Below are 25459 nucleotides of genomic sequence, written 5' to 3'. Positions count from 1 at the left end.
ATTTTAAAGCAACACTACGTATGTAGCACCACTGCTTTAATCAACGAACGTGTGTATTTAACACCGAAAGTTACTATACCATATAGTAACTCTTGAATCAAGTCTAATTATCCTTTTGACCATTAAATTTAAGTAGTAACTCGACTTCCGTTTTCCCCATATTAAGCTTTTTCGCTATTTCAGTTGGATTACGACCTTGCTCATGTAATCTAATCACTTGGGAAGCCGAAGATTCTTCGAACTCTTCATCACCGCTTGGTACTGGCGGTACATACTCAGTAGCTTCTTCAACCGAAGATGAGATTTTTGGCTTATTCAAATTTATATTTTGATAAACTTGTTGGGTCATTTTACTACGTAAATTCACCGGTGGTTCATATGTCTCTAGAGGTCGTGTTTCGTTTGAAAAATGATTGCTTTGTTCATCATTTTTACCTGACTCTTTGTTGTCCATACTAGTTTTTGCAGATTTTTCAATCATATTCAACAGTTTTTCGTTTTCTTCCTTCATTTCAAGCAAATACGATTGAAACAAATCTTCTATTTCATTTTGTATTTCTTTTTGCCTCGTTTCAATCTCATTTGAACGTTTTAAGCGCATTGATAATAAAATAATCCAAAAAAACGCAAGCAGGTGCAAAATAAAACTTATTACTAGTAATAATGGATACATTTTATCCCTCAATATCAATTAGATTTCCTTTATAGGGATGATGAGTTTCTTGTTGTTTCTGTTTTTGTTTCTTTTGTTTTCTATTTTTCTCAGAATCGTTCATTCCATTAGAGCCTTTGTGATCATTATTCAGCTTACTTTTTGTAGTTTCGTCGTATTTATTTACTTGTTTTCTTTTATCGCTTTCTTCTTTTAAGTGTTCTGCAGTCAAATGGTCTTGGGTATGTCGAGCTCTTTGCTGTAATTCTTCTTGCAATTTTCCTACATCTTGTGTTCTTGGAAGCGCAACCTGTAATTCTACTAGCTTTAAGCTCACTTTTATCACTTCCTTTTAACGGTTAATGAATGGCGTAGCTTAAAAAGTGCTTTTGAATGAATTTGCGAAATCCTTGATGTCGATAATCCTAGAACTTGACCAATTTCAGTTAGTGTAAGCTCCTCTTGATAAAATAAACTAACAACTAACTGTTCCTTCTCATTTAATTCACCAATTGTTTCTGCAAGCTCGTTATATAGTTCCTCTCGAACGATATGTTCTTCTGGCGTTAGCGTATTTTTATCGCGAATCGAAAAGCTCTGTCCATCTTTTTCATCAACATCTTTGTTTCCTTCATCAATCGATAAAATATTGGCAAAAAAGCCTTCCGTAATAACATTACTTACTTCTTCTTCTGTCATCTCAACTTCTCTAGCTATTTCTTCGACCGTGACATTCCTCATATATTTTTGTTCTAGCCGTTCAATCACAGCTTCGATTTTTTTATTTTTTTCTCTTAAACTTCGCGGTAGCCAATCTTCCTTTCGAAGTCCATCTATAATCGCACCTCTAATTCGGAATGAGGCATACGTATCAAATTTTAAATCCCTTGATCGATCAAATTTTTCGAGTGCATCGTATAGGCCGATAAGACCATAGCTTTTTACATCTTCTCTACTTACATTTTTAGGTAAACCGACGGCAATTCTTTGAACATGGTAATTAACAAGAGGCATATATAGACGTATTAATGAATCACCAGCTTGAGGATCCTTTTGATTGATCCACTTTTGCCATATTTGATCCTCATTTGATGGTAATCGCGCCATTGTACTCCTCCTTAAAGATGTATCAATATTAAATATCTTTAACTCCCTGATTTACTGTACGAATATTCAACAAGCGTGTACTCGGATTAAATTCGATTGTGCGGCCACTGTTGCCACCGACATCTTCTGCTATAATCGGTATGCGAAAACGCTGTAGTTCTTTTTTTACTGCTTCAACATTTCTAGGACCGATTCTCATCATTTCATTTTGGGAAGCAAATTGAAACATTTGCGCTCCACCGGCAATTTTAGCCTTAAAAATGCTTTGTTTACCACCTATACGCTGAATTCTATTAAGTAATTCTTCAATAGCAGTATCTGCATACTTAGCTAAGTTAATAGACGAGCCCTTCGCTAAAGACGAATCAGGAAGCATAACATGTGCAAGTCCGGCAATTTCTTTTTGAGTATCGTAAATGACCACTCCAACACATGACCCCAAACCTGATGTGCGTATGAGATTTGGGGATTCAACGATATTCATATCCGCAATCCCAACCTTAATAATATTAACAATCTCATTCATCAACAGGTACTCCCAACGCACTAAATATTTTTTCAAATGATCCAGGGTCTAGCAAAAGGAAAAAATGCCCCCTTACACTAGCATGAGTGAAGTCATCGTCTTCACTGACAGCCGTATCAATCACAATTACAAAATCACTCTCTTGTGATACTTCCATTAACCCGTAGCTAAGGATTGCCCCAACCATATCAATTCCTAAAGCAGGAACAGAAGGATAGAAATCCAACTTTGTAAAATCAGACAAAGCTGATAAATAAGAGCCTGAAAGAATGTTTCCAAGCTCTTGTAAAGCAGAAACAGATAGTTCGGAATAAGGAGGATTCTCAAAAGAGAAGTTTTCTTCCCCCGTCATTTGTTTAATATACTTTCTTGCTTGTTCAAGTGGGAGCATAAAATAAATACTACCAGGTGCATCACCCTCAATTCTAAGAAAAACAGAGGCAATGACTTTTTCTGATCCACCGACCAAATCCATCATTTCATCAAACGATACAATTCTTACGTTAGGTACGTTCATGTCTATTTTTTTTCCAAGTATTTTTGAAAGAGCCGTTGCTGCATTCCCAGCGCCAATATTCCCTACTTCTTTAAGAATATCTAAATGGTGACTTCTAATATGTTTAATAAATGACATATAAATTAAACCTCAATATGCTTAAAGTCCTTCATGCCTTCTGTATTTAAAACTTTTTCTAGATTCAATAAGATTAATAGCCTTTTATCAAGCTTTGCTACACCATTTAAATATTCCACTTCAATAGAGCCTACTACTTCCGGCGGAGGCTCAATAGCTTCTTCAGGGATATCAACAACATCATTAGCAGCATCTACAATTAAACCAACTTCCATATCTCCTACACCAACAATAATGATTCGTGTGCTTTCAGAGTACTCAGCTTCCTCGATTCCAAATCGGTTCCGTAAATCAATAATCGGTGTGACGACACCACGTAAATTCATAACGCCTTTTACGAATTTGGCAACCTTAGGTACGCGGGTAATATGCATCATTCGCTCGATTGATTGAACCTGTTGAACCGGAATGCCGTATTCTTCATCTTTTAATTGAAAAACGATGACTTTCAGGTCGGTTAAAGTAGTAGTAGACATTTTAGTTTCCTCCTCATCAGCATTATTTATCACCACAAAAAATCTATTTTATTAAAGCATTGCAATCAATAATTAAAGCAACTTGTCCATTTCCAAGGATTGTGGCGCCAGATATTGCAAATGCGGATGTTAAATAATTCCCTAGTGACTTTAAGACAATTTCTTGTTGACCTATGAAAGAATCGACAACAAGTCCAGCCATTTTGTCCCCTTTACGAACGATAACAACAGATAAAAGGCCGTCCTCTTCCCCGACAGTTGGTACTTCAAAGATATCCTTTAAAAATACTAAAGGTACGACCTTTCCTCTGAAATCAATCACCTTTTGATTATGGGCATTTAAAATGTCCTCTTTTTTTATAATAGCCGTTTCAATAATTGACGATAAAGGAATGGCATATTTTTCCTCTTGAATTTCTACTAGCATGACAGAGATAATTGATAATGTTAATGGTAGTTGAATTGAAAAAATAGAGCCTTCCCCATACTTTGAATCAATAGAAACTGAACCGCTAAGTGATTCAATCGTGTTTTTAACAACATCTAGACCAACACCCCGTCCGGAAACATCAGAAATCTTATCTGCTGTAGAAAAACCAGAGGCCAAAATAAGCTCGTACACTTGCTTATCGGTCATATTAGCTCCCATTTCAGCTGTGACAACACCTCTTTCAATTGCCTTTTTCAAGACTTTGTCACGATTAATGCCAGCCCCATCATCTTCAATTTCAATAAACACATGATTTCCACTATGATAGGCTTTTAAGACAACCCAACCTTCTTCTTGCTTTCCTTTTGCGCGACGTTCTTCAGGGGTTTCAACCCCGTGATCAATAGCATTTCGGATTAAATGAACAAGTGGGTCACCAATTTCATCAATAACCGTCCGGTCTAATTCTGTTTCCGCACCGATAATATCTAAATGAATTTTTTTCTTTAAATCACGAGCAAGCTGTCTTACCATGCGCGGAAAACGGTTAAATACTTGTTCAACCGGAACCATTCGCATATTTAAAATAATATTTTGCAGATCTCCTGAAATGCGTGACATTCTCTCCACTGTTTCATGAAGCTCTGGATTATTTAAATCATTGGAAATTTGTTCAAGACGTCCTCTATCAATCACAAGCTCTTCAAATAAATTCATTAAAATATCTAAGCGCTCAATATTAACGCGGATTGTTTTGTTAGAGACATTTTGCCCTTTTGATTTTTCTTTGCCATTCTCACTTTTTTTGTCAGACTCATCGCTAGCTTGTGAACCATTCGCATCCTGGTCATCTCTGTTATCCATTTGGATTTCTTTATTTAGATTTTTTTGATTTTGTCTATACTCTTCAATTGAAAATTCTTCAGCATCTACTCTTTCAATCTCTGAAACTTTCATAATGCGTTTTTCAATGTCTTCCGCACTTTCTCTAGAAACGAGGATGACGGAGAATTCATAGTCAAATCTTTCTTCCTCAAGGTCTTCAACAGAAGGATTGGCCTTAATAACCTCCCCTATTTGTTCTAATATTTCAAACACCATAAAAACGCGGGCACCTCTGAGTAAGCAATCATCCCTTAACTTTACAGTTATTTGATAACTATTAAAGCCTTGTTCCTTAGACTGTTCCAAAACAGTCAATTCAAACTGATCTAATTCCCCCATTGAGTCAAGCCCACCGTTTTTCGAAGGCGTCGGATCTTCTTGAACAGCATTTCGGTTGGCTGCCTTCGGATCTTCACCTTTTTCGATTAAAAGTAGTTTACTAACCACTTCGGTTACATCTCTTTTGCCGTCACCACCACTAGCAATATCGTTCACCATTGCTTCAAGGTCGTCGACAGAGGCAAAGACAACGTCTAAAATATCAGAATTGACTGTTACCTTATTATTTCTAATGGCGTCAAGAACATTCTCCATTTTATGGGTTAGATTTGCTAAATCCTCATACCCCATTGTTGCTGACATTCCTTTTAATGTATGGGCGGATCTAAAGATTTCGTTAACAATATTGATGTCACCTGGATCGTTTTCTAAAGCTAATAAATTCTCATTTATAGCCTGTAAATGTTCCTTGCTTTCATCGATAAACATTTCTAAATATTGGTTTGTATCCATATTGAACACCCCTTTAAGCATCAATGTACTTCATAATTGTTGGAGCTATTTTTTCCAAGTTCACGACTTCATCAACTAAATCAGTTGCAATAGCAGACTTTGGCATTCCGAAAACGACGGATGTTTCTTCGGATTCTGCAATTGCAATCGTATTACCCGCTGATTTTAGGGCAATTAAACCTTTTGTCCCATCTGAGCCCATACCGGTCATGATGACCGCAATTTTACGGTAATTTTTTATTCTGCTAATAGAATCGTACATGGCATCAACCGAAGGGCGATGACCATTTAGTGGCTCAGATTGGTCCAAATAAATCGAGAGAGCATTGCCCATTTCTTTTAATTTAAGATGATATCCTCCGGGTGCAATGTAGGCAGTCCCATTTTCGAGAATATCACCATTCTCTGCTTCCTTTACGATAATATCACTGATGGAATTCAATCTTACTGCTAATGATTTTGTAAACCCAGCTGGCATATGTTGAACGACTACAATCGGTGAATTAATTGTTGGTGGTAATTTGGTAAGAACTTGTTGAAGTGCTCTAGGTCCACCTGTAGAAGTCCCAATACAAACAATTTGTTTATTTCTATTTTTATTACGAGGTAACGCTGTAACAGTTGGCTTCATTTCTTCAACTGGCGAAAGTACTTTATTATTTTTATGTGATATACCTTGGATATTCGCTTTCGAAGCCATCAATACCTTTTGAATAATTTCGTCTTTTATTCTTTCTAAATCAAGTGAAATGGCCCCTGATGGCTTGGCAATAAAATCGACAGCACCGTTTGCAATAGCTTGCAAAGTGTTGTCAGCACCTTGCTGAGTTGTTGTTGAAAGCATAACCACTCTTGTTGGATAATCGCTCATAATAACACGCAGCGCCTCAAGACCATTCATTTCAGGCATTTCAACATCAAGTGTGACAACATCAGGCTGCCATTCCTTCACTTTTTCGATGGCATCTTTTCCATTTCTAGCTGTGCCGACAACATGAAAACGAGAATCCGCACTTAAAAAGTCTGTAATTAACTTTCTCATAAATGCTGAATCATCAACAACTAAAACTTTTACTTGATTTGTCACCTATCTACCCTACCTTTCTAATCTTAGCGCACTATTTTAGTTGACCATTATTATGTCATCTCAAACTAAGTCGCGAAATTCTTTTAATGGATTTTTATTATTTACTAAAATACTGACGAAGCTTGGAAATAAAACTATAGGAAGATGCAGATTTTTTTTGATTAAAATCACTTTTCGTATACCGATTGACAATCGTTAACATGGAGCGACTAACATTAGAATCTGGTGCATAAAGTAAAAATGGAGTTTGATGGCTAACTGCCTTAGATACTATACGATCATCTGGCAAATCGCCTAATGAAACAATATCCTTTTCTAAAAATCGTTTTACAGCACTTCCGAGCCGGTTTGACGTAGACAATGCCTGCTTTTCAGAAAAAGCCCGATTAATAATTAAATAAAAGGGCATTTCTGATTCCTTTAAATGAATATACTTCATGGCAGCATAAGCATCTGTAATCGATGTCGGTTCTGGTGTCACAATCACAATAATTTCATTTGCCGCCAAAATAAACTGCATGCTATCATCGGTAATGCCTGCTCCCATATCAAAAATAATATATTGATAATCCTCTACAAGCTCCTCAAGTTGACTAGCAAAGTTTTCAAACTTGCTTGTTTCAAGCTTAAAAATAGTCGATAAGCCTGTACCAGCAGCAACATACGAAAGATTCTCTGCACCTTTTTCAATAATGTCTTTAAGCTCCAGATCATTTTCAAACATATCGACAATGGTGTGCCTTGATGTTACCCCCATTAAAATATCGATATTGCCCATACCGATATCCATATCAAATAATAGCACTGATGCACCCGTTTTTCCTAAACCAAGGGCAAAATTTAACGAAAAGTTTGATTTTCCAACTCCGCCCTTTCCGCTAACGACAGCAATTGTTTTTGTCTTCGCCCCACTTTGCAGCTTTTCAATTTTTGCTCTTAATTTTTCAGCTTGATCTCTCATGTTTATTTACCCCAAAAACAGTATTTGCTATTGACTGTGGTGATGCCTCGATGATATCGTCAGGAACATTTTGTCCATTTGTTAAATAAGCAACTCCCGTTTTATACGTAAAGATAAGGTTTAACATTGCCCCATATCTAGATGTCTCGTCAACCTTCGTAAAAATAAGCTTATCAATTTTAAGCAACGAGAATTGATTAAAGATTTCAATCATATCCGAATACTTTGATGTTAAAGCAAGTACTAAAATTGTTTCTAGGTCTTCATCAAAATCAATAACAGATTTTAAATCCTCTACATATTGTTTGTTTCTAAAGTTTCTTCCTGTTGTATCAATAAATATTAGATCAAAATGGGAAAACTTTTCCTTTGCTTTTATAAAATCTTCAAGTGTATATGTAACCTCAAGGGGGACATTTAATATTTTGGCATATGTTTTAAGCTGATCAATTGCTGCGATCCGATATGTGTCGGTCGTAATAAAGGCAACCTTTTTCCCCTGCTCCAAAATAACCTGTGCAGCCATTTTCGCTAGTGTCGTCGTTTTCCCAACACCTGTTGGACCAACGACATTTATATATTTTTTCGAGCTATTTAAAGCACCGAATGATAATGAAGACATCTCATTGATAAAGAAGTCTTTTGCCCATTGAGTCATTTGGCCAAAATTTGCATTTCCTTGATTTCCATACCATTTTTCTAAAAGAAAGCTCATTATTTTTTCTCTTAATGGCAGTTCTATTTCTTGATCAATTAAAAATTGATTCATTTCTTTTAAAGGACCGGGATAATGCTCAAAATAATCCCGGTCATCATGATCTGTTATTTGTTTCATCATTGCTTTTAAATCGCGAATCTCTTGTAGCAATCGTTGATCAGTTGCGGGCCTTACTTCTTCTTTAACCCTTTCTTCTTTAACCTTTTCTTCGATGACTACTTTAGGCTCTATCCGAACTTGTGGTGAATTCTTTGGTGTTGGCTGCTTTTTCGAAATAGGTTGTGGGTCAACAGCAGCAATTACTTCGATATTTTTTTTCATAAAGAAGCCGAATATTCCACCTGTTTGCACAACCTTAGAATTTAGGATAACCGCATCGTTTCCTAATTCACTCCTGATCATCTTCATTGCTTCAGGCATGCTCGGTGCAATAAATTTTTTTACCTTCATTCTACATTCACCACCCCTACACTTTGAACTTCTACCGTTGATTCTAATTCATTATATGACAAAACAGGTATCCCAGGAAAATATGGTTCAATTAATTGCTTCACATACATGCGCACTGCTGGCGAGCAAAGAATAACAGATGCTTGTTCCAGCATTGATACCCTTTCCATTTCCGATGCGATATTTTCGATAAGTGTTTGTGAAACATTCGGATCAATTGACAAATAATTGCCATGCTCAGTTTGTTGAATTCCTTCGGCAATTATTTTTTCCACCCTACCGGATAAAGTTACAACTTTAAGTGATACACCATCGACCAAATATTGTCTTGTGATTTGCCTTGATAAAGCTTGTCTAACGTATTCTGCTAATAAATCTGTATCGCCAGTAAGGCGGCCATAATCCGCTAAAGCTTCAAAAATAATCGGTAGGTTGCGAATCGATACCCGCTCTTTTAATAGCTTCGCTAATACACGTTGAATATCTCCAACTGATAACGGATCTGGTGTAACTTCGTCGACAAGGATTGGGTACGACTCTTTCAAATGGTCGATTAACTGTTTTGTCTCCTGTCTTCCTAAGAGTACATTGGCATGATTCTTAATGATTTCTGTTATATGTGTCGAAACTACAGATGGCGGGTCAACAACAGTATACCCTGAAAGCTCTGCCTTTTCCTTCATTTCCTCAGTAATCCAAATAGCTGGCATACCAAATGCTGGCTCGACCGTTTCTATACCTTCTATACTTTCATCGTCAATCCCTGGACTCATTGCCATGTAGTGATCTAACAATAGCTCCCCTCTGGCAATTTCATTCCCTTTTATCTTTATACGGTATTCATTTGGTTGGAGCTGGATATTATCGCGAATGCGAACGACAGGGACGATGACCCCAAGTTCAAGGGCCAGTTGTCTCCTTATCATGACAATTCGATCTAATAAATCTCCGCCTTGACTTGTGTCCGCCAATGGTATTAATCCATAACCAAACTCGAACTCAATTGGATCAACATTTAAAAGATTAATAACACTTTCAGGACTTTTCAAATCAGCTTCTTCAACGTCTTCATCTGCTGTAGCAACTTCCATTTCTTGAATCTTCTCGCTATTTTTTGATATGAAATAACCACCAAATCCTAGTAGCGCAGCAATTGGTAACGTTATTACATTATCGATTGGTGTAAAAAGCCCAAATCCAGCAATTGTTCCCCCCGCTACATATAAAAGTTTAGGGAAGGTATAAAATAATTGCCCTACAATATCCGAACCTAAGTTTCCATTAGATGCTGCTCTTGTTACAACAATCCCTGTCGCAGTTGAAATAATGAGTGCTGGAATTTGGCTGACAAGCCCGTCACCAACAGTCAAAAGCGTAAACCTATGCGTTGATTCAGCAAGGGACAAGTCCATTTGCACCATTCCAATAATAATCCCAAAAATAATATTAATAACAGTAATAATAATCCCGGCGATTGCATCCCCTTTAACAAATTTACTGGCCCCATCCATGGCCCCGTAAAAATCTGCTTCACGCTGGATTTTTTCACGCCTTTCACGCGCCTCAAGCTCAGAAATCATCCCCGCATTTAAATCGGCATCAATCGCCATTTGTTTCCCTGGCATCGCATCTAATGTAAAACGAGCTGCTACCTCTGATACACGCTCGGCACCTTTTGTAATAACAATAAATTGAATGATGACTAAAATTAAAAATACAACAAAACCGACAAGTACATTTCCCCCAATAACGAAGGAGCCAAATGTTTCAACGACGTTACCTGCTTCGCCTTTACTAAGAATCGATCTTGTCGTAGAAACGTTCAAACCTAGTCGGAATAATGTTAATAATAATAGCAAGGAAGGAAAGATCGAAAATTGGAGAGCCTCCTTCATATTCATCGAAACAAGGATGACAATCAAAGCAAGCGTAATATTACAAATGATAAGTATACTTAATAACCATCCTGGTAAAGGGATGATTAGCATTGTAATGATTAATATTACACCTAACAGGACTGGAAGGTCTCTTGCTGACATCTACTTTCTCCCCAATCTAATCTATAAAGTAATCTCACGACTTTTTTATCATGTGAGACATTTGCAAAATTAAAATTATATTTTTCTTTTTAAGCGATATACATAGGCTAAAATTTCCGCTACAGCTTTAAAAAACTGCTCTGGAATGACGTCACCTATTTCTGCTTGAGCATATAACGCTCTTGCTAGTGGTCTATTTTCAATTGCAATAATATCGTGATGCTTGGCAATTTGTTTTATCTTTAATGCAATATAATCGACACCTTTAGCGATAACAATCGGAGCATCTGCTTTCGTTTCATCATATTTTAAAACGACAGCATAATGGGTTGGATTCGTTATGACGACATCCGCATTTGGAATCTCCTGCATCATCCGCTGCATCGCCATTTGTCTTTGCTTTTCCTTGATTTTCGATTTAATTTTCGGATCCCCTTCCATGTTCTTGTATTCATCTTTAATATCTTGTTTCGACATGCGAAGGCTCTTTTCATGTTCATATTTTTGATAACTAAAATCGAAAACCGCTAAAATCATTAATAAAATTGAAACGACTAAACCCATTTGAACGGTAATATACCCAATAAGAGCTAAAGATGCACCAACACTTTTTTGCGACAATAATAATACTTTATCGAAATTCAACCAAAGTACAATAAACGCCCCTGTACCGACAACTGAAATTTTTAATATAGATTTAAATAATTCAACAATGGCCCGAATAGAAAAAATTCGTTTTGCACCTGTAATCGGATTTAGCTTTGATAATTTAAATTTAATCGCTTCAGGTGAAAATAAAAACCCAAATTGGATATAATTTGCAGCCACACCGATAATCACAACTAAACCCATAATCGGAGCCACAAAATAGACAGCCTTGATTGAATAATCGATAAACATATGATGAATATTAGCTTCCGTAACATCCCAGAGCATGTATTCCTTTAATGTTTTCGAAATCATTGCGAGCATCTGCCCTTTTAAAAGCCCCCCCATGAACAGTAACAATAAAAAAACAAAAAAGAGCGTAAGTGCTGCACTAACATCTTTACTTTTGGCTACTTGACCTTTTTTTCGTGCATCTTCACGTTTTTTCGGTGTTGCTTTTTCGGTTTTTTCGCCTGAAAAAAACTGAAGGTCAAGCCGTACATAATATCGCATCCTATACGCCCCCAAAAATTTGCATCAAGCCTCGCATCGTAAACAACATTGAATTAAATAATTTTTGAAAAAGAAAAATAAATACTGGCATGACGATGACGAGTAAGAAAAAACTAACTAAAATTTTAACTGGCAATCCGACGACAAAAATATTTAACTGAGGAACCGTTTTCGCTGTAATCCCTAAGGCAACATCAACTAAAAATAAGCAGCCTACAATTGGGATTGCCATTTGAAAGGCAATAATAAACATTGAATTAAATGTACTTGCGATAAATTCCACAAGCCTTTCGCTGCCAAGTGGAAGCCACGGCTGCTCTAATGGAATCATTTGATAACTATAAAAAATGCCATCTAAAAGTAAATGATGGGCATCAATTGTCAGCATTAACAAAAGTGCAAACGTGTATAAATATTGTCCCATAATTGGACTCTGTGCACCTGTTTGCGGGTCAAGCACATTGGCCATGGCAAATCCCATCTGATAATCTATAAAGCCACCTGCAATTTGAATCGCAGACATCACCATAAATGCTACTAACCCAATGAATAAACCAACTAAAATTTCCTTCAAGACGAGCATAAAATAAGTTTCATCAATCGTTAAAACAGGATGCTGCATCGTTAAAAACATTAAATATGATAAAAAAAATGATAAACCTACTTTATGAGTATTAGGTATGTTCCGATAAGAAAAGAGAGGAACTGTTACAAAAAAAGATGTAATCCGAATAAATATTAATAAGAACACAGGAAATGCATTTATAATCTCAGCCATCTTTTACCCTACAAACTTGTAAAGATTATTAAATATTTGAAACGAAAAGTCGACAATCCTTGATAGCATCCATGGACCAAAAAAGACAAGGCCAGCCAAAACAGCGATAATCTTCGGAATAAATGCCAGAGTTTGTTCTTGAATTTGTGTTGTCGCTTGAAAAATACTAACGAGTAAGCCAACCCCAAGTGCTAATAATAATAACGGCAATGATACAGAAAGTACCGTCATGATTCCTTGTTCGGCAAGACTAATTACAAAATGAGAGTTCATTTAATCCTCCCCTACCTGACTGAATGAAGTTAAAAACTTATTAAGAGCGATTTGACAACAAGATACCAGCCATCAACCATTACGAATAATAAAATTTTAAACGGTAATGAAATCATCACCGGTGGCAGCATCATCATCCCCATCGACATGAGGACACTTGCGACAATCATATCGATTACTAAGAAAGGAACGAAAATCATAAAACCGATTTGAAAGGCTGTCTTAATTTCACTAATCGCATAAGCAGGTACAAGAGCTGTCAACGGAATATCATCAATTGTTTGCGGTTGTTCCATTTCAGCGTATCCTAAAAACAGCATTAAATCCTTTTGCCTCGTATGCTTACTCATAAATTCCTTCATTGGCTTTGCTGCTTCGTCAAAGGCTTCCTCTTGGGAAATTTGCCCATTAAAAAAAGGAGTCAAGGCTTTGTCATTAACTTCTGAAAAGGTTGGTGCCATTATAAAAAAAGTCATAAATAGCGCCAAACTAATCAGCACTTGTGTTGGCGGCATTTGCTGCGTTGCTAAAGATGTTCTGACAAACGATAGGACAATGATGATTCGCGTAAAGCTTGTCATTAAAATTAATATACTTGGAGCAATTGAAAGAACGGTTATGAGAATAATTAAACGAACGGTTGTCGCAACATTTGCTGGATCAGTACTATTAAAAAGATTTACGTCTAGGCCTGGCAGAAATTCATTCATTCGTTCCGATCCCTCTTAATTTTTTCATAAAGCTTTTTTCTCCCTTCCGCTAAATCCTCCAATTGTCCTTTCAACATATGACTAAAACTTTTTGATGAACTATCATTCTTTTTCGGTAAAATTTTATCAATAATCGTTTGTCCCACTTGCACAGAACCGATATCGATCTGACTCATTAGCTTGTCTATTTCAGCTTGAGAAGTAATTTCTTTCAATAATTGAATCGTTTCACCTACACCAACAATGAATACTGCTTCACCAATTCGTACTAATTGAATCGAGCGATTCGGTCCTAAAGTAATACCCCCTAAGTTTTCCATTGCTTTCATTTGCCCGAAAATGCGATTTTTTTTATTAATAAATCGTAAAATGATATAAATAAGAGCAATCACGACTGCTAAAGCAAAAAACATTTTGACAAAGTCAAACAAAGAAAACTGTGGGGCAATTTCTGGTGGTTCCGTGTCGGTTATAGTTAGATTTGTTTCAGTTTTGGACTCATTTGCTTCTGTTTTTTTATTAATGGACGATTCGTCCTTTTTACTATTAGTAAACATTTGATCAACAGTTTGGTTACCGGAATCTGTCTCCGCTTGGACGTTCAGCCCAAACGGAGCATATATCATAATGATGATTAATAATAGTAGCAATTTACGCAAGTACTTGCTACCTCCTCTTCTTTATCCAAGTGTTTTCTTAATCGCTTCTAATACACGCTCAGCTTGGAACGGCTTCACGATAAAATCCTTCGCACCTGCTTGAATAGCATCGATTACCATCGCCTGTTGTCCCATCGCTGAGCACATAATAATTTTTGCGTTAGCATCGGCTTTTTTTATCGCTTTAAGTGCAGTAATCCCATCCATTTCAGGCATTGTAATATCCATCGTCACTAAGTCTGGATTAAGCTCACTATATTTTTCAACAGCTTGAGCACCGTCTGCAGCCTCTCCCACGACTTCAAACCCATTTTTTGTAAGAATATCTTTAATCATCATTCTCATAAAAGCAGCATCATCAACAATCAGAATTCTATTTCCCACACTACATTCCTCCATCGATCCTATTTAATTATTGTAAATTTTTTAATCGATCTGACTGGCTAATAATATCTGTTACCCTTACCCCAAAGTTTTCTTCAATAACGACAACTTCCCCTTTTGCAATCAGTTTATTGTTTACAAAAATATCAACTGGTTCACCAGCTAATTTATCTAGTTCAATAATCGAGCCAGTAGACAACTCTAATATTTCTTTAACAGAACGTTTCGTCCTTCCTAATTCAACCGTAACTTGAAGCGGAATATCTAAGAGCATCGTAAGATTACTAGCTTCTTGCTGTGGCAGCGCCTGTTGACCAAACGATGAAAACACGACAGGCTGGATGTTCGCTGTGTTTACTGAACCAGTTCCTATATGCTGTGGACCACTATAAGCAGGTGCCACTGGTTGTCCAAAATGGCCCATCGGTACTTGTTGTTGAACAGGTTGACTTGCCACTCCCTGACCATATCCCATATTCATCGGCTGCAAGTCTGGCGGCGGTGCCGTTTGTAGTGCTGCTGCCATTTGCTGTTCTGCCATCATTGGTTGAGGTTCAGTCTTCGGAGCTAGTGTCTCCACTTCTGATACGCTACTTGTCTCTGGATTTAATAAACCTTCGACCATTTCCTTTGCGAAATCTAGTTGAAGCAACTGCATAATATTAGAATCTATTAAATCACCTATTTTTAAATTAAATGAAACTTGGATAAGGATCTCATCTGATGGAATCTTATCAGTACCAGAACCTGCCATAAAGTCAAGAAAATCAATACTTGGCGGTGAAATATCGACCTTTTTATTAAAAATTGTCGACATTGACGTTGCTGCCGACCCCATCATTTGGTTCATCGCCTCTTGAACAGCACTTAGCTGAATTTCCCCTAAATCTTGGGATGGATTTAAACCATTGCCACCTAGCATTAAATCAGCGATAATCGCCGCATCGTTTTGCCTTATAACTAATAAGTTATTGCCTCTAAATCCGGTTGTATACTTCACTTGAACAGCGACATATGGCTGCGGAAATGTATCTTTTAGTCGGCTTTTCATTACTACCGATACTTTTGGTGTCGTAATATCAACCTTTTGATTTAACAAAGTCGAAAGTGCAGTCGCAGAGGTGCCGAAAGAAATATTGCCTATTTCCCCCAGTGCATCTTGCTCAAGAGGTGATAAATAGTCATCAAGGTTTGGTAAATCTTCATTTAAACTTGATGAATCATCATCAAATGAGACATCGTCTCCCCCACCCTTTAATAGAGCATCAATCTCATCTTGTGATAACATACCATCACTCACCATCATTTTCACCCCCATTATATTTATCTAATATTTGAATGGCTGTATTTTGTTTCAACTTACCTGGTTGGCCAATGAATTTCGGATGATCAGCAATTCTAATTTCTAATGGCTCATCAACTTGTCTATCAAGTTGAATAACATCGCCAATGTTTAAGTTTAAAAACTCTTTTACACTAATAACAGACTCACCAAGAATGGCCTGTATTGGGAGCTCCGCTTTTTTAATACGTCTTTCTAATAAAGAGATTTCTTCAGGCAAGCGCTCTTTTTTCGATGTCTGCATCCAATAGTGGACAGATAGCTTCGGAATAATTGGCTCTAACAATACATGCGGCAAGCATATGTTAATCATCCCGCTTGTTTCACCGATCGTTGTATTTAACGAAATAACAATAACGGTTTCATTTGGTGAAACCATTTGCAAAAACTGTGGATTCACTTCAAAGTCTGTTAAGATTGGATCGATTTCAGCAATCGAAGCCCATGCTTCCTGAAGATTTTCAGTAGCCCTTTCAAATAAATTGGACATCACCTTTGTTTCGATTTCTGTTAAATTTTCGACCTTATTAAGACTATCCCCTTTTCCCCCTAAGACGCGATCCATCATTGCATAGGCAATATTTGGATTGACTTCTATTAACAAACGCCCTTCAAGCGGTGGTACATCAAAAACATTTAAAATCGTCATTTTCGGTATCGAGCGAATAAATTCTTCATATGGGATCTGGTCAACAGAGGCAACCGTAATTTGCACATATGTTCGTAGCTGTGCAGAAAAATGGGTTGTCAATAGCCTAGCAAAGTTTTCATGAATCCTTGACAAGCTCCGGATTTGATCCTTTGAAAACCGTAAGGCACGTTTGAAATCATATATTTTGACCTTTTTTTCTTTTTCTTCCTTTTTAAGTTCCTCTGCATTCATTTCCCCTGCTGAAAGCGCTGAAAGCAGTGCATCTATTTCATTTTGGGATAAAACTTCTTCAGCCATAATATCTCACCTCCGAAAAAGGGCAGCTTTTTCTCTATTGAATCAACCGATTGGTAATGTAGACTTTTTCAACTGTTCCTGTTTGGACAATTTCGTTTATTCGCATTTTTAATGTATCCTCAACTTCAAGAAGCCCTTCCTTTGTTGTAAATTGCTCACCTTTCATCGAAGCAAGCTCTTGAATAAGAATGTTCTTAATTTGGAAGTTTCGTTTTTCAAGTTCTTCTTTTGTCTTTTTGTTATTAGCTTGAATTTTAAACTGAATCACTAAATAGTGACCATCATTAAGATTTGTCGTCATTTCTTCGATATCAACCGTTGTTTCAAGAATATCATCGATGGACGGTTCTTTCGGACCATCCGATTTTGTAAGATTTGTAAGAACAAAGTAGGCCACCACACCTGTTAATGCAATTGTAACTAAAATGATAATCATTATATTGAGAAGTTTATTTTTGCCCATTTACTCCTCCTCCCCTTTTTGTATATGTCCTAGTATTGTAATATCACGATAAAATTCCTTCACTAAAAGAATAACATCATCTTCTCTTTCCCGCACGACAATTTTTTTCCCACTTGTTAATGTAAGTGTCGTATCAGGAAACGATTGAACTTCTTCGATATAAAGCGCATTTATGTAAAATTGTTGACCATTTAATCTTGTAAGTTTAATCAAAATAGTTGGGAGTCAAGCGGCTAGGCCTAACTCCCTACCTCCCTACATTATCGTTTCAAATTAACTAATTCTTGCAAGATTTCGTCTGATGTTGTAATAATTTTTGTATTTGCTTGGAAACCACGTTGCGCGACAATCATTTCTGTGAACTCTTCAGATAAGTCAACGTTCGACATTTCGAGAGCACCCGCGACAATGTCACCATAACCAGGAGTTCCAGGTTGACCTTGTGCACCAGTACCAGAGTTTGCTGAAGGTATATATAAACTATCACCTATTTTTTCAAGCCCCCCCGGATTCTCAAAACTCCATAAGTTTATTGTCCCAACAGTAGCAACGGTATTACCAGTTGTTGTAGTTACCACTCCATTCGCACCAATACTGAATGAATCAACCGCATTTGTCCCAGTAGTAGGAATATTTATTTTTGCTTTTCCATCAGTTGTTAAATATAATCCATCTGCATTTACAATGTTCCCTGCTGCATCAAAATAAAAATTACCAGCCCGTGTATAATAAGTGTTCGTACCATCAGACACCATAAAATAACCATCACCGGAAATCATTAAGTCTAAAGGTCTACTAGTTGTCATTGAACTTCCTTGTGTATCAATAGTGTCAATGGATGCTAGGGCACTTCCTAAACCAACTTGTCTTGGGTTAACACCACCTTTTCCATCTGCAGTTGGCGCAGTTGCCCCGGCAACTTGCTGGCTTACTAAATCCTTAAAGGTTGTTCTACCTTTTTTAAACCCATACGTATTAACATTGGCAATATTGTTGCCGATGACGTCTAACTTAATTTGAAAGTTTTTCATTCCAGAAATACCTGAATACATTGAACGTAACATAATTTTTGCTCCTTTTTGTTTTAATTTCACTGCGTCAATCGGTCGGCAGTGTATAATTTGAGCTTCCTTACGGTCCAGCTCTTAATCTATCAAACTTTTAAATCAAAATGGTGCCATTAATATTTGTGAAAATTTGTGAGCTTGCTTCGTTTCTGTCCATTGCTGTAATGACGGTGTTGTTTTTCGCACTGACAATGAAGGCTGCTTTGTCTGTAACAACTAATGAGTCACTGACGCCTTTACCTTTTGCTTCATTCACTTTTTGTTCGATTTTTTGCCAAAGTGCTTCATCGATTTTAATATTTCTTTCGTTTAACCGTTTTTCAGCATGCTTACTAATCTTTAAGGTTGACTCCTCTTGAAATGTCCCTAACAACTGTTTAAATGATGGGCCATTTTGTTCAAGCGGCTTTCTTACGTGCTGCTGTTTAATCTGTGTGAGTGGATGGTAGTTTACTTGATGTATTCGATGATCCATTTCTCCACCACCTATTCCGAGGTTGTCTCTTCATTTGGTTCAACAATTTCGTTAGCGGTATTATCGGTTGCATCGCCACTTCCAGCTTCAGTATTTGCTGACCCTTCATTTTCAGGTAGCTGTTCTTCATCTAAAGCAGGGGGTGCTATATTATCCGCAGTATTTTTCGCGATTTTTATAATTTGTTCGCCTTTTATAACAGTACCATCATCAAGCCCATACGATATTTTGCCATTTTTCATAATTACGGATGTAATAATTGAATCGACTTCTTCATCATACTTATTCATCCAAGAGATTCTCATCCCAACCATTTGGCTTGACATTGACAATTGATTATCATATGCACCGTTGTTTTGGTTTTTAACGCTTTTCACTTCATCTTGGTAGATGACTCTGCCATCATCTAAATGAAGCTCAACAACACCATTTGGTGCGACATTAACTGATTTAATTTGGCCTGAACCTTTTTCAATCGTTGGGTCTAATTCATTACCGTCAGCATCATAATTTGCCGTAACGATTTCCCAGTCTACTTCTTTGCCAATCCAGTCTACATAAGATGCTAAGACATTCGTCTTTTGGAATTCCATAAATTTCTCGAAGCTTGCAGTCATCCTTGTCATTTGTTCCAACGTGGAAAACTGGGCCATCTGGGCGATAAATTCTTTATCTTCCATTGGGTTTAATGGATCTTGGTTTGCCAGCTGTACCATTAATATTTTTAAAAATTCGTCCTTCCCAAGATCTTTTACCGGTGCCTTCCTCTGCGTCTGTTTGTGATAATCATAATACAGGCTTGGGTCGTCAATCGCATATGTCATTTCCTTTCACCTCATTCCTACACGATTAAATTTAATAATTCATCCTTAAACGAATTTTGCTCAGAGGAATCCTCCTCGTTGCTATTTTGTTTTAGTTCATCTTGCTGTTTCTGTTTAGACTGGTTTCCATCTTGACCATTATTCTTATTGGCATCATCAAACTGGCGATCACCTTGATATTGAATCTCAAATTTTTCAACATTAATATTTTGTGTTGTGAAAACATGCTTTAATGAGTTCATGTTTCCTTCAATGACTTGTTTGGCTGCCAATGATGAAGCTATAATGCGGGCGCTCATTTCCCCATTTGTTTCAATCAGCTTAATCATCAATGTACCTAAATGGGCAGGATTCAACCGAATCATTAATTGGTTTGTTCCATTAGGCAATGTGCTGAATTTGCTTTGTTTCATAATATTGTTCAATTGCTTTAAAATTTGATCCTCTGGCAATTCAGAACCTTCTTGCTGCTGAACATTTAGTACATACTGTTGAATACGGTTAACGGAGCCACCCTCTTTAATCGAACTTGCAATAAGCTGATCAAACGTTCCTTCATCGATTCCTTTTGGAGTTGTTCCATCAACAAATGGCATTCCTTTACCTAAAGACTCTTTTTGATTACCGCTATTATTTGCGTCACTTTGATTACTTGCATCCGTATATAGTACCCGTTGAACAATTTGTCTAAGCTCATTTTTATCTAGTTTAGACAGTTGCTCATCGTCACCATTACTTTTCTTGTCCACCATTTCAGCAAGCTTACTTAAAAGAAATTGGTCTGTCTTTAATCCATCTGTTTGCTTGAACTCTTCTGGTAATTGTCCTTTACTCTTTAGCTGATAAAGCGTCAAAAGCAAAAGTCCAAGCTGTGCTTGACTGTCAGTCTTTGTTTGTGCCAATAACTCTTCAAAGGATTGGCCTGATTGAATAAAACTTGTTAAAAGCTCCTGAACTTCTTGCGGCATTTGCTTCAAAAATGCCAACACATTTGGGTCTTGCAATAGCTTAGGATCAATAAAACCTTCATCGATCGGAATCATTTCTAGCAATTGTTCGACCGCTGTCTGCAATTGACGTAATGTAAACTGTGTCGATTCAGCAGCTTGGCTGTTTTCGTTTGACGTAGAAGCAGTCGTATTTCTAACTGTTTTTTTGGTAGCTTCAGCACTTCGGGAACTGCTTACATTCTCATGTAACATTTTCGCAAATCGGCTTGGCTGCTCGCTCGTTTTACGTTGTGTTTCTACGTGTTTCGAATAATCCGCCTTTTGTGTCTTTTGAAAAGTTGCTTGATTTCCCATAAATAAAGTTGTCGCATTCATTTTCTCACCTCCTTTCAAAATTCCATTCTTTACAATTCTTAACCATTATTAATTTCGGTGGAAGTCTTTTCTTCCTCCGCTTTTAATAAAACAGTTAAGTCTGCTGCTTTAACTGGGTCCATTTTCTCCAATACAGCTGCACGGGCCGCGTTATTCATTCTAATTAAAATTTCAAGGACATCTTCATTTTTCATGTTTGCAAAGATTTCAGCTGATTTTTTCGCTGACATCGTCTCGTACACTTTTACAACCTCATCAAGCCTTACCGTAGCCTTCTCTTGTTTCTTCTGCAAAGCTTGCAGCTTTTTATTAAGGTCGTCGATTTCTTCTTGTGATACTTGCAAATCGTTTTGCTTACTTTCAATTTCTGCTTTCAAATCTTCAATTTCAACTTTTTGATCCTCAATCGTCGCTTTTAATGAATGGATATTTTCAGTTGTTGTCTTCGATTTTGTTTTGTCACCTGCCATGATTGACGATACCACAGGTATTTTGCCACTGTACTTATGAGCTAAATCAAAGACATTAAACCCTGTAACTGTCATAACGACGAGGGCTACAACGATGGCAAATAAAAGCGGAATAATAAAACATGCAAAAAGCCATTGCAATTTGCTATATTTCTTTTCGCCTTCTGCTTCTACATGACTAGTATTTGGTAGTTGCTGCTCTTTACTATTACTCATATAAACACCTAATTTCCCCGATACATGAATTGTTGAATCGAGATTTCATCCATTAATTTATTCTCTTCTGCTTTTTCAAGCTGGATGTAGGCATCTCGGGCTTTTTCTCTTATTTTTTCATACTTTCTCACTTCAATATTTTTTTCAAGAAGAAGCTGCTGTTTTAATTCCATATTTTTTCTTGTTTTTGCAACTTGAAGCTGAGATTCGCCGATTGATTTTTCAAGCAGCAACATAAAGCGCTGTTGGCTTTGAATTTGACCAATATACAAACCCGATTGGAATTGGCTATTTTGCTGTGCTTCGACATCTTCCTTTTGTTTCAGCAATTCATAAAGCTTTGTTGCAGCTGTCTCAAATTTATGTACAGCCTCATTGTATTCACCAATTACCATATCTTTTTCGTTTTCTTTAATTGTTAATAATTTCTCAAATTTATATTTAAATGACAACAATATTCCCCCCAAAAATTACACATCATTCTCGAATAACTGAATGAGGGTTGATATGGAATCGCTTTTCTTCACATTTTCGTCTGTTTCCTGTTTAAGAAATGAAATGATTTTCGGATAAAACCGAATTGCTTCATCAATCGTCTTAGAAGAACCGCGCTTATATGCCCCGATATTGATTAAATCTTCGGATTCAATATAGGTGGCAAGCAAATCTCTTAATCTCTCAGAAGCTTTGCGATGCTCTTTCGTTACAATATTATTCATGACACGGCTTACGCTTTTTAACACATTAATAGCTGGGTAATGGCCTTTATTAGCTAGGGCTCTGTCCAAAACGTAGTGTCCATCCAAAATCCCTCGGACCGCATCGGCAATCGGTTCATTCATATCGTCCCCGTCAACAAGTACAGTATAAAAGGCTGTAATTGAACCTTTTTCGTTCGTGCCTGTACGCTCAAGGAGTTTCGGTAAAATAGCAAATACAGAAGGAGGGTACCCTTTAGTCGTTGGCGGCTCCCCAGTCGCTAAGCCGATTTCCCTTTGCGCCATCGCTACACGTGTGACCGAGTCCATCATCATCATGACATTGTAGCCTTGGTCACGGTAATATTCCGCAATCGCTGTAGCCGTATAGGCCCCTTTAAGTCTCATGAGCGCCGGTTGATCAGATGTCGCACAAACAACAACAGATCGTCTTAGCCCTTCTTCTCCTAAGTCTCTTTCAATGAATTCTCTAACCTCACGGCCGCGCTCACCAATTAAACCAATAACATTTATATCTGCTTCCGTATTGCGGGCAATCATACCCATTAAAGTACTTTTCCCAACACCACTACCAGCAAAGATTCCAAGCCTTTGTCCTTTCCCTACTGTTAATGTACTATCAATCGCTCGAACCCCAACTTCCATTTCTTCAGAAATCGGTGGTCGTTTCATCGGATTTGGCGGCTCTTGATCCGTTGCTGCTGATGATAAGCCCTTTGGAAGTGGACTTTCATCCATCGGAAATCCAAGTGGATCTAAAACTTTGCCAATAAGCCCTGAGCCAACTTTTATTTGCAGGGCATCTCCCGTTGCCTCAACAAGGCAACCAGGTGAAATTTCCTGAATATTTGTGTAGGGCATAAGCAAGACAAAAGAGTCGCGAAATCCTACTACTTCAGCTCGAATGATGCGCTTTTTCTTAATCCCTACATGAATATAGCAAAGATCTCCGATAGAGCTTTCTGGCCCCCGTGATTCAATCATAAGGCCAATCACTCTAGTAACTCGACCATATCTTTTAAATGTATCAATCGTATCAATAAGAGAGCTAAGATTAGTAGCCTTCATCTTCCATTTCCCCCTCCAATAATTGGAGTAGCTTAGACTTCATTTCATGCAGCTGTGTATCAACGCTTGCGTCAATCCTTCCGAATGATGATTCGATGATACAATCTGTTTGTTCAAGCTCATCATTAGGGATAATATAAAGCTCTGTTGTCGGATTAGTAAAAAAGTTTTTTATTTCTTCTTTTTGTGATAAAAGCAAATCATAATAGACTGGATGGATATGAATTCGCACGTCTTGATGGTCTTTTACCTCTTTAATGACTCGTTTCACGAGATTTAAAAAAGTTTCGGGATTTAAATCGAGCGTAAAACCGATTATTTTTTCGGCTGTTTTTAAACCTAAGTGAAGAATCGTCGTTTCAGATTGTTCAATGTTTTTAAGATAATCTTGTTTACTTAAATCTACAGTCTCTTTAGCAAGATTAATTAACATTTTATACTCATTAAAGCCATCGTGTTTGCCAAGATTTAACCCCTCGGTATAACCTTCTTGTTTCGCTACCTCAATCCAATGTTCTTTTTCCGTTTCCCAGTTTTCTTTTTCTGTTTCAATTTGATGCATTATTTCCTGGAGACGGCTTTCTGCTTCTTTTAAAATTGTGAGGGCCTCTTTTTCAGCCTCTCTAATAATTGCTTCTGCTTGCTCCTCAGCTTCTTTAAGGTCAAATTCGTTTCCTGTTAATTCATCAACATCGTTATTTTCCTCAAAGAAGGTACGTTCACACGGAAACGGCTTTAATGATATGACCCTTGTATTCCCTTCCTCTGTTTTTGCAAAAGGAGATTTGATTACTCTAGACAATAATATCATCCCCTCCGCCGCGGGCAACTACGATTTCTCCGGCTTCTTCCAATCGTCTAATTGTAGCCACAATTCTCGTCTGTGCTTCTTCAACGTCACGAAGACGAACAGGCCCCATATATTCCATCTCTTCCTTGAAAGTATCTGCCATCCGCTTTGACATGTTTTTAAAGACAATTTCTCTAACTTCTTCACTTGCTACTTTAAGCGCAAGCATTAAATCTTGATTCTCACAATCACGAATAACACGTTGAATCGCGCGATTATCAAGTGTAACGATATCTTCAAAGACAAACATTCTCTTTTTAATCTCTTCCGCAAGCTCTGGATCTTGAATCTCTAAGGCATCTAAAATGGTTCGTTCCGTGCTTCGGTCTACACCATTGAGCACCTCAACAACAGCCTCAATCCCACCGGTTTGTGTGTAGTCTTGCGTTACCGTTGTAGACAGCTTTCGCTCTAGGATTTGCTCAACCTCATTAATGATTTCCGGTGATGTACTATCCATTATAGCAATCCGCTTGGCGATATCTGCTTGCATTTCTTGTGGTAACTCAGACAAGATTTGCCCAGCTTTTTCTGGATCAAGATAAGATAAGATTAACGAAATAGTTTGCGGATGCTCGTTTTGAATAAAGTTCAAGATTTGCCCAGCTTCTGCTTTTCTAGCAAAATCAAAGGGCTTCACTTGTAAAGATGATGTCAAGCGATTAATAATTGATGCCGCTTGTTCCACCCCTAACGCTTTCTCTAATACGGTCTTCGCATAACCAATACCGCCTTGTGAAATATATTCTTGCGCAAGAGCGATTTGATGAAATTGTTCAAGAACTTCTTCTTTTTGTTTTGTATCAACTTTTTTTACGCTTGAAATCTCTAGCGTCAGCTTTTCTATTTCTTCCTCTGATAAATGTTTATAAACTTGTGCAGACACTTCTGGTCCAAGAGAAATTAGGAGTATAGCCGCTTTTTGTCTTCCTGTTAACCCCTCAGAATTTCTAGCCATATTGAGTCCCC

The 25459-nt window shown here is 37.3% G+C and carries 30 protein-coding genes; all 30 read right to left on the bottom strand.

Going from position 1 to position 25459, the window contains the following annotated elements:
* Nucleotides 1-103: 103 nt before the first annotated feature.
* Nucleotides 104-673, bottom strand: a complete 570-nt coding sequence (locus GX497_15770; protein ID HHY74651.1) for a coupling factor for flagellin transcription and translation — start codon at nt 671-673, stop codon at nt 104-106.
* A 1-nt stretch (nt 674) separates the two neighbouring features.
* Nucleotides 675-989, bottom strand: coding sequence for a hypothetical protein (locus GX497_15765; GenBank protein ID HHY74650.1), 315 nt, complete (start codon nt 987-989; stop codon nt 675-677).
* A 5-nt stretch (nt 990-994) separates the two neighbouring features.
* Nucleotides 995-1759, bottom strand: coding sequence for a FliA/WhiG family RNA polymerase sigma factor (locus GX497_15760; GenBank protein ID HHY74649.1), 765 nt, complete (start codon nt 1757-1759; stop codon nt 995-997).
* A 28-nt stretch (nt 1760-1787) separates the two neighbouring features.
* Nucleotides 1788-2285, bottom strand: a complete 498-nt coding sequence (locus GX497_15755) for a chemotaxis protein CheD (GenBank protein ID HHY74648.1) — start codon at nt 2283-2285, stop codon at nt 1788-1790.
* Nucleotides 2278-2919, bottom strand: coding sequence for a chemotaxis protein CheC (locus GX497_15750; GenBank protein HHY74647.1), 642 nt, complete (start codon nt 2917-2919; stop codon nt 2278-2280). The genes GX497_15755 and GX497_15750 overlap by 8 nt, the downstream gene beginning before the upstream one ends.
* A 5-nt stretch (nt 2920-2924) precedes the next feature.
* Complete coding sequence (locus GX497_15745; GenBank protein HHY74646.1) at nt 2925-3395, bottom strand: purine-binding chemotaxis protein CheW; 471 nt, start codon at nt 3393-3395, stop codon at nt 2925-2927.
* 43 nt (nt 3396-3438) lie between these two features.
* A complete protein-coding gene (locus tag GX497_15740; protein ID HHY74645.1) occupies nt 3439-5502 on the bottom strand; it encodes a chemotaxis protein CheA in 2064 nt (687 codons plus the stop codon).
* A 13-nt stretch (nt 5503-5515) separates the two neighbouring features.
* Nucleotides 5516-6589 (bottom strand): chemotaxis response regulator protein-glutamate methylesterase, encoded by a 1074-nt coding sequence (locus GX497_15735; GenBank protein ID HHY74644.1) that lies wholly within the window; start codon nt 6587-6589, stop codon nt 5516-5518.
* Nucleotides 6590-6686: 97 nt separating this feature from the next.
* On the bottom strand, nt 6687-7550 hold the full coding sequence (locus tag GX497_15730) for a MinD/ParA family protein (GenBank protein HHY74643.1): 864 nt from the start codon (nt 7548-7550) through the stop codon (nt 6687-6689).
* Nucleotides 7534-8718, bottom strand: a complete 1185-nt coding sequence (flhF, locus tag GX497_15725) for a flagellar biosynthesis protein FlhF (protein ID HHY74642.1) — start codon at nt 8716-8718, stop codon at nt 7534-7536. The genes GX497_15730 and flhF overlap by 17 nt, the downstream gene beginning before the upstream one ends.
* The gene (flhA, locus tag GX497_15720) at nt 8715-10757 is read right to left on the bottom strand and encodes a flagellar biosynthesis protein FlhA (protein ID HHY74641.1); all 2043 of its coding nucleotides are present in this window, start codon (nt 10755-10757) and stop codon (nt 8715-8717) included. The genes flhF and flhA overlap by 4 nt, the downstream gene beginning before the upstream one ends.
* 75 nt (nt 10758-10832) lie before the next feature.
* Nucleotides 10833-11918: a flagellar biosynthesis protein FlhB gene (gene flhB, locus GX497_15715; GenBank protein ID HHY74640.1), complete on the bottom strand. Its 1086-nt coding sequence runs from the start codon at nt 11916-11918 to the stop codon at nt 10833-10835.
* Between the two features lies 1 nt (nt 11919).
* On the bottom strand, nt 11920-12696 hold the full coding sequence (fliR, locus tag GX497_15710) for a flagellar type III secretion system protein FliR (GenBank protein ID HHY74639.1): 777 nt from the start codon (nt 12694-12696) through the stop codon (nt 11920-11922).
* Nucleotides 12697-12699: 3 nt separating this feature from the next.
* Entirely contained in the window at nt 12700-12969 is a 270-nt protein-coding gene (fliQ, locus tag GX497_15705; GenBank protein HHY74638.1) for a flagellar biosynthesis protein FliQ, read from the bottom strand.
* Nucleotides 12970-12998: 29 nt separating this feature from the next.
* Entirely contained in the window at nt 12999-13679 is a 681-nt protein-coding gene (gene fliP / locus GX497_15700; GenBank protein HHY74637.1) for a flagellar type III secretion system pore protein FliP, read from the bottom strand.
* Entirely contained in the window at nt 13676-14338 is a 663-nt protein-coding gene (fliO, locus tag GX497_15695; protein ID HHY74636.1) for a flagellar biosynthetic protein FliO, read from the bottom strand. The genes fliP and fliO overlap by 4 nt, the downstream gene beginning before the upstream one ends.
* Before the next feature lie 21 nt (nt 14339-14359).
* A complete protein-coding gene (locus GX497_15690) occupies nt 14360-14722 on the bottom strand; it encodes a response regulator (protein HHY74635.1) in 363 nt (120 codons plus the stop codon).
* Between the two features lie 28 nt (nt 14723-14750).
* Nucleotides 14751-16025, bottom strand: coding sequence for a flagellar motor switch phosphatase FliY (gene fliY, locus GX497_15685; protein HHY74634.1), 1275 nt, complete (start codon nt 16023-16025; stop codon nt 14751-14753).
* Entirely contained in the window at nt 16015-17013 is a 999-nt protein-coding gene (gene fliM / locus GX497_15680) for a flagellar motor switch protein FliM (GenBank protein HHY74633.1), read from the bottom strand. The genes fliY and fliM overlap by 11 nt, the downstream gene beginning before the upstream one ends.
* A 34-nt stretch (nt 17014-17047) precedes the next feature.
* Nucleotides 17048-17476, bottom strand: a complete 429-nt coding sequence (gene fliL, locus GX497_15675; protein HHY74632.1) for a flagellar basal body-associated protein FliL — start codon at nt 17474-17476, stop codon at nt 17048-17050.
* Nucleotides 17477-17689, bottom strand: a complete 213-nt coding sequence (locus tag GX497_15670) for a flagellar FlbD family protein (GenBank protein HHY74631.1) — start codon at nt 17687-17689, stop codon at nt 17477-17479. It lies immediately after the preceding gene.
* A 47-nt stretch (nt 17690-17736) separates the two neighbouring features.
* A complete protein-coding gene (flgG, locus tag GX497_15665; GenBank protein HHY74630.1) occupies nt 17737-18540 on the bottom strand; it encodes a flagellar basal body rod protein FlgG in 804 nt (267 codons plus the stop codon).
* A 97-nt stretch (nt 18541-18637) separates the two neighbouring features.
* Nucleotides 18638-19018: a flagellar protein gene (locus GX497_15660; protein HHY74629.1), complete on the bottom strand. Its 381-nt coding sequence runs from the start codon at nt 19016-19018 to the stop codon at nt 18638-18640.
* Nucleotides 19019-19029: 11 nt separating this feature from the next.
* Complete coding sequence (gene flgD / locus GX497_15655) at nt 19030-19842, bottom strand: flagellar hook assembly protein FlgD (GenBank protein HHY74628.1); 813 nt, start codon at nt 19840-19842, stop codon at nt 19030-19032.
* 17 nt (nt 19843-19859) lie between these two features.
* Nucleotides 19860-21167, bottom strand: a complete 1308-nt coding sequence (locus tag GX497_15650; protein ID HHY74627.1) for a flagellar hook-length control protein FliK — start codon at nt 21165-21167, stop codon at nt 19860-19862.
* A gap of 38 nt (nt 21168-21205) precedes the next feature.
* Complete coding sequence (locus tag GX497_15645) at nt 21206-21853, bottom strand: MgtE protein (protein ID HHY74626.1); 648 nt, start codon at nt 21851-21853, stop codon at nt 21206-21208.
* Nucleotides 21854-21861: 8 nt separating this feature from the next.
* Nucleotides 21862-22305: a flagellar biosynthesis chaperone FliJ gene (gene fliJ, locus GX497_15640; protein ID HHY74625.1), complete on the bottom strand. Its 444-nt coding sequence runs from the start codon at nt 22303-22305 to the stop codon at nt 21862-21864.
* Between the two features lie 18 nt (nt 22306-22323).
* The gene (fliI, locus tag GX497_15635; GenBank protein HHY74624.1) at nt 22324-23640 is read right to left on the bottom strand and encodes a flagellar protein export ATPase FliI; all 1317 of its coding nucleotides are present in this window, start codon (nt 23638-23640) and stop codon (nt 22324-22326) included.
* Nucleotides 23627-24442, bottom strand: a complete 816-nt coding sequence (gene fliH, locus GX497_15630; GenBank protein HHY74623.1) for a flagellar assembly protein FliH — start codon at nt 24440-24442, stop codon at nt 23627-23629. Before fliH ends, fliI begins: the two co-directional genes overlap by 14 nt.
* Nucleotides 24435-25448, bottom strand: a complete 1014-nt coding sequence (gene fliG, locus GX497_15625; protein HHY74622.1) for a flagellar motor switch protein FliG — start codon at nt 25446-25448, stop codon at nt 24435-24437. Before fliG ends, fliH begins: the two co-directional genes overlap by 8 nt.
* Nucleotides 25449-25459 lie beyond the last annotated feature (11 nt).

It is taken from the genome of Bacillus sp. (in: firmicutes) (assembly GCA_012842745.1).
Lineage (GTDB): Bacteria > Bacillota > Bacilli > Bacillales > Bacillaceae_J > Schinkia.
Note: the sequence above shows the minus strand (reverse complement) of the source record. Positions and strands in the feature narration are given on the sequence as shown.

Excerpts from the sequence above, each read along its gene's own strand:
- GX497_15770 (HHY74651.1), bottom strand. The coding sequence starts at position 673 with ATGTATCCATTATTACTAGTAATAAGTTTTATTTTGCACCTGCTTGCG.
- GX497_15760 (HHY74649.1), bottom strand. The coding sequence starts at position 1,759 with ATGGCGCGATTACCATCAAATGAGGATCAAATATGGCAAAAGTGGATC.
- GX497_15755 (HHY74648.1), bottom strand. The coding sequence starts at position 2,285 with ATGAATGAGATTGTTAATATTATTAAGGTTGGGATTGCGGATATGAAT.
- GX497_15750 (HHY74647.1), bottom strand. The coding sequence starts at position 2,919 with ATGTCATTTATTAAACATATTAGAAGTCACCATTTAGATATTCTTAAA.
- GX497_15745 (HHY74646.1), bottom strand. The coding sequence starts at position 3,395 with ATGTCTACTACTACTTTAACCGACCTGAAAGTCATCGTTTTTCAATTA.
- GX497_15740 (HHY74645.1), bottom strand. The coding sequence starts at position 5,502 with ATGGATACAAACCAATATTTAGAAATGTTTATCGATGAAAGCAAGGAA.
- GX497_15730 (HHY74643.1), bottom strand. The coding sequence starts at position 7,550 with ATGAGAGATCAAGCTGAAAAATTAAGAGCAAAAATTGAAAAGCTGCAA.
- flhF (HHY74642.1), bottom strand. The coding sequence starts at position 8,718 with ATGAAGGTAAAAAAATTTATTGCACCGAGCATGCCTGAAGCAATGAAG.
- flhA (HHY74641.1), bottom strand. The coding sequence starts at position 10,757 with ATGTCAGCAAGAGACCTTCCAGTCCTGTTAGGTGTAATATTAATCATT.
- flhB (HHY74640.1), bottom strand. The coding sequence starts at position 11,918 with ATGCGATATTATGTACGGCTTGACCTTCAGTTTTTTTCAGGCGAAAAA.
- fliR (HHY74639.1), bottom strand. The coding sequence starts at position 12,696 with ATGGCTGAGATTATAAATGCATTTCCTGTGTTCTTATTAATATTTATT.
- fliQ (HHY74638.1), bottom strand. The coding sequence starts at position 12,969 with ATGAACTCTCATTTTGTAATTAGTCTTGCCGAACAAGGAATCATGACG.
- fliP (HHY74637.1), bottom strand. The coding sequence starts at position 13,679 with ATGAATGAATTTCTGCCAGGCCTAGACGTAAATCTTTTTAATAGTACT.
- fliY (HHY74634.1), bottom strand. The coding sequence starts at position 16,025 with ATGGTGAGTGATGGTATGTTATCACAAGATGAGATTGATGCTCTATTA.
- fliM (HHY74633.1), bottom strand. The coding sequence starts at position 17,013 with ATGGCTGAAGAAGTTTTATCCCAAAATGAAATAGATGCACTGCTTTCA.
- fliL (HHY74632.1), bottom strand. The coding sequence starts at position 17,476 with ATGGGCAAAAATAAACTTCTCAATATAATGATTATCATTTTAGTTACA.
- flgG (HHY74630.1), bottom strand. The coding sequence starts at position 18,540 with ATGTTACGTTCAATGTATTCAGGTATTTCTGGAATGAAAAACTTTCAA.
- GX497_15660 (HHY74629.1), bottom strand. The coding sequence starts at position 19,018 with ATGGATCATCGAATACATCAAGTAAACTACCATCCACTCACACAGATT.
- flgD (HHY74628.1), bottom strand. The coding sequence starts at position 19,842 with ATGACATATGCGATTGACGACCCAAGCCTGTATTATGATTATCACAAA.
- GX497_15650 (HHY74627.1), bottom strand. The coding sequence starts at position 21,167 with ATGAATGCGACAACTTTATTTATGGGAAATCAAGCAACTTTTCAAAAG.
- GX497_15645 (HHY74626.1), bottom strand. The coding sequence starts at position 21,853 with ATGAGTAATAGTAAAGAGCAGCAACTACCAAATACTAGTCATGTAGAA.
- fliI (HHY74624.1), bottom strand. The coding sequence starts at position 23,640 with ATGAAGGCTACTAATCTTAGCTCTCTTATTGATACGATTGATACATTT.
- fliG (HHY74622.1), bottom strand. The coding sequence starts at position 25,448 with ATGGCTAGAAATTCTGAGGGGTTAACAGGAAGACAAAAAGCGGCTATA.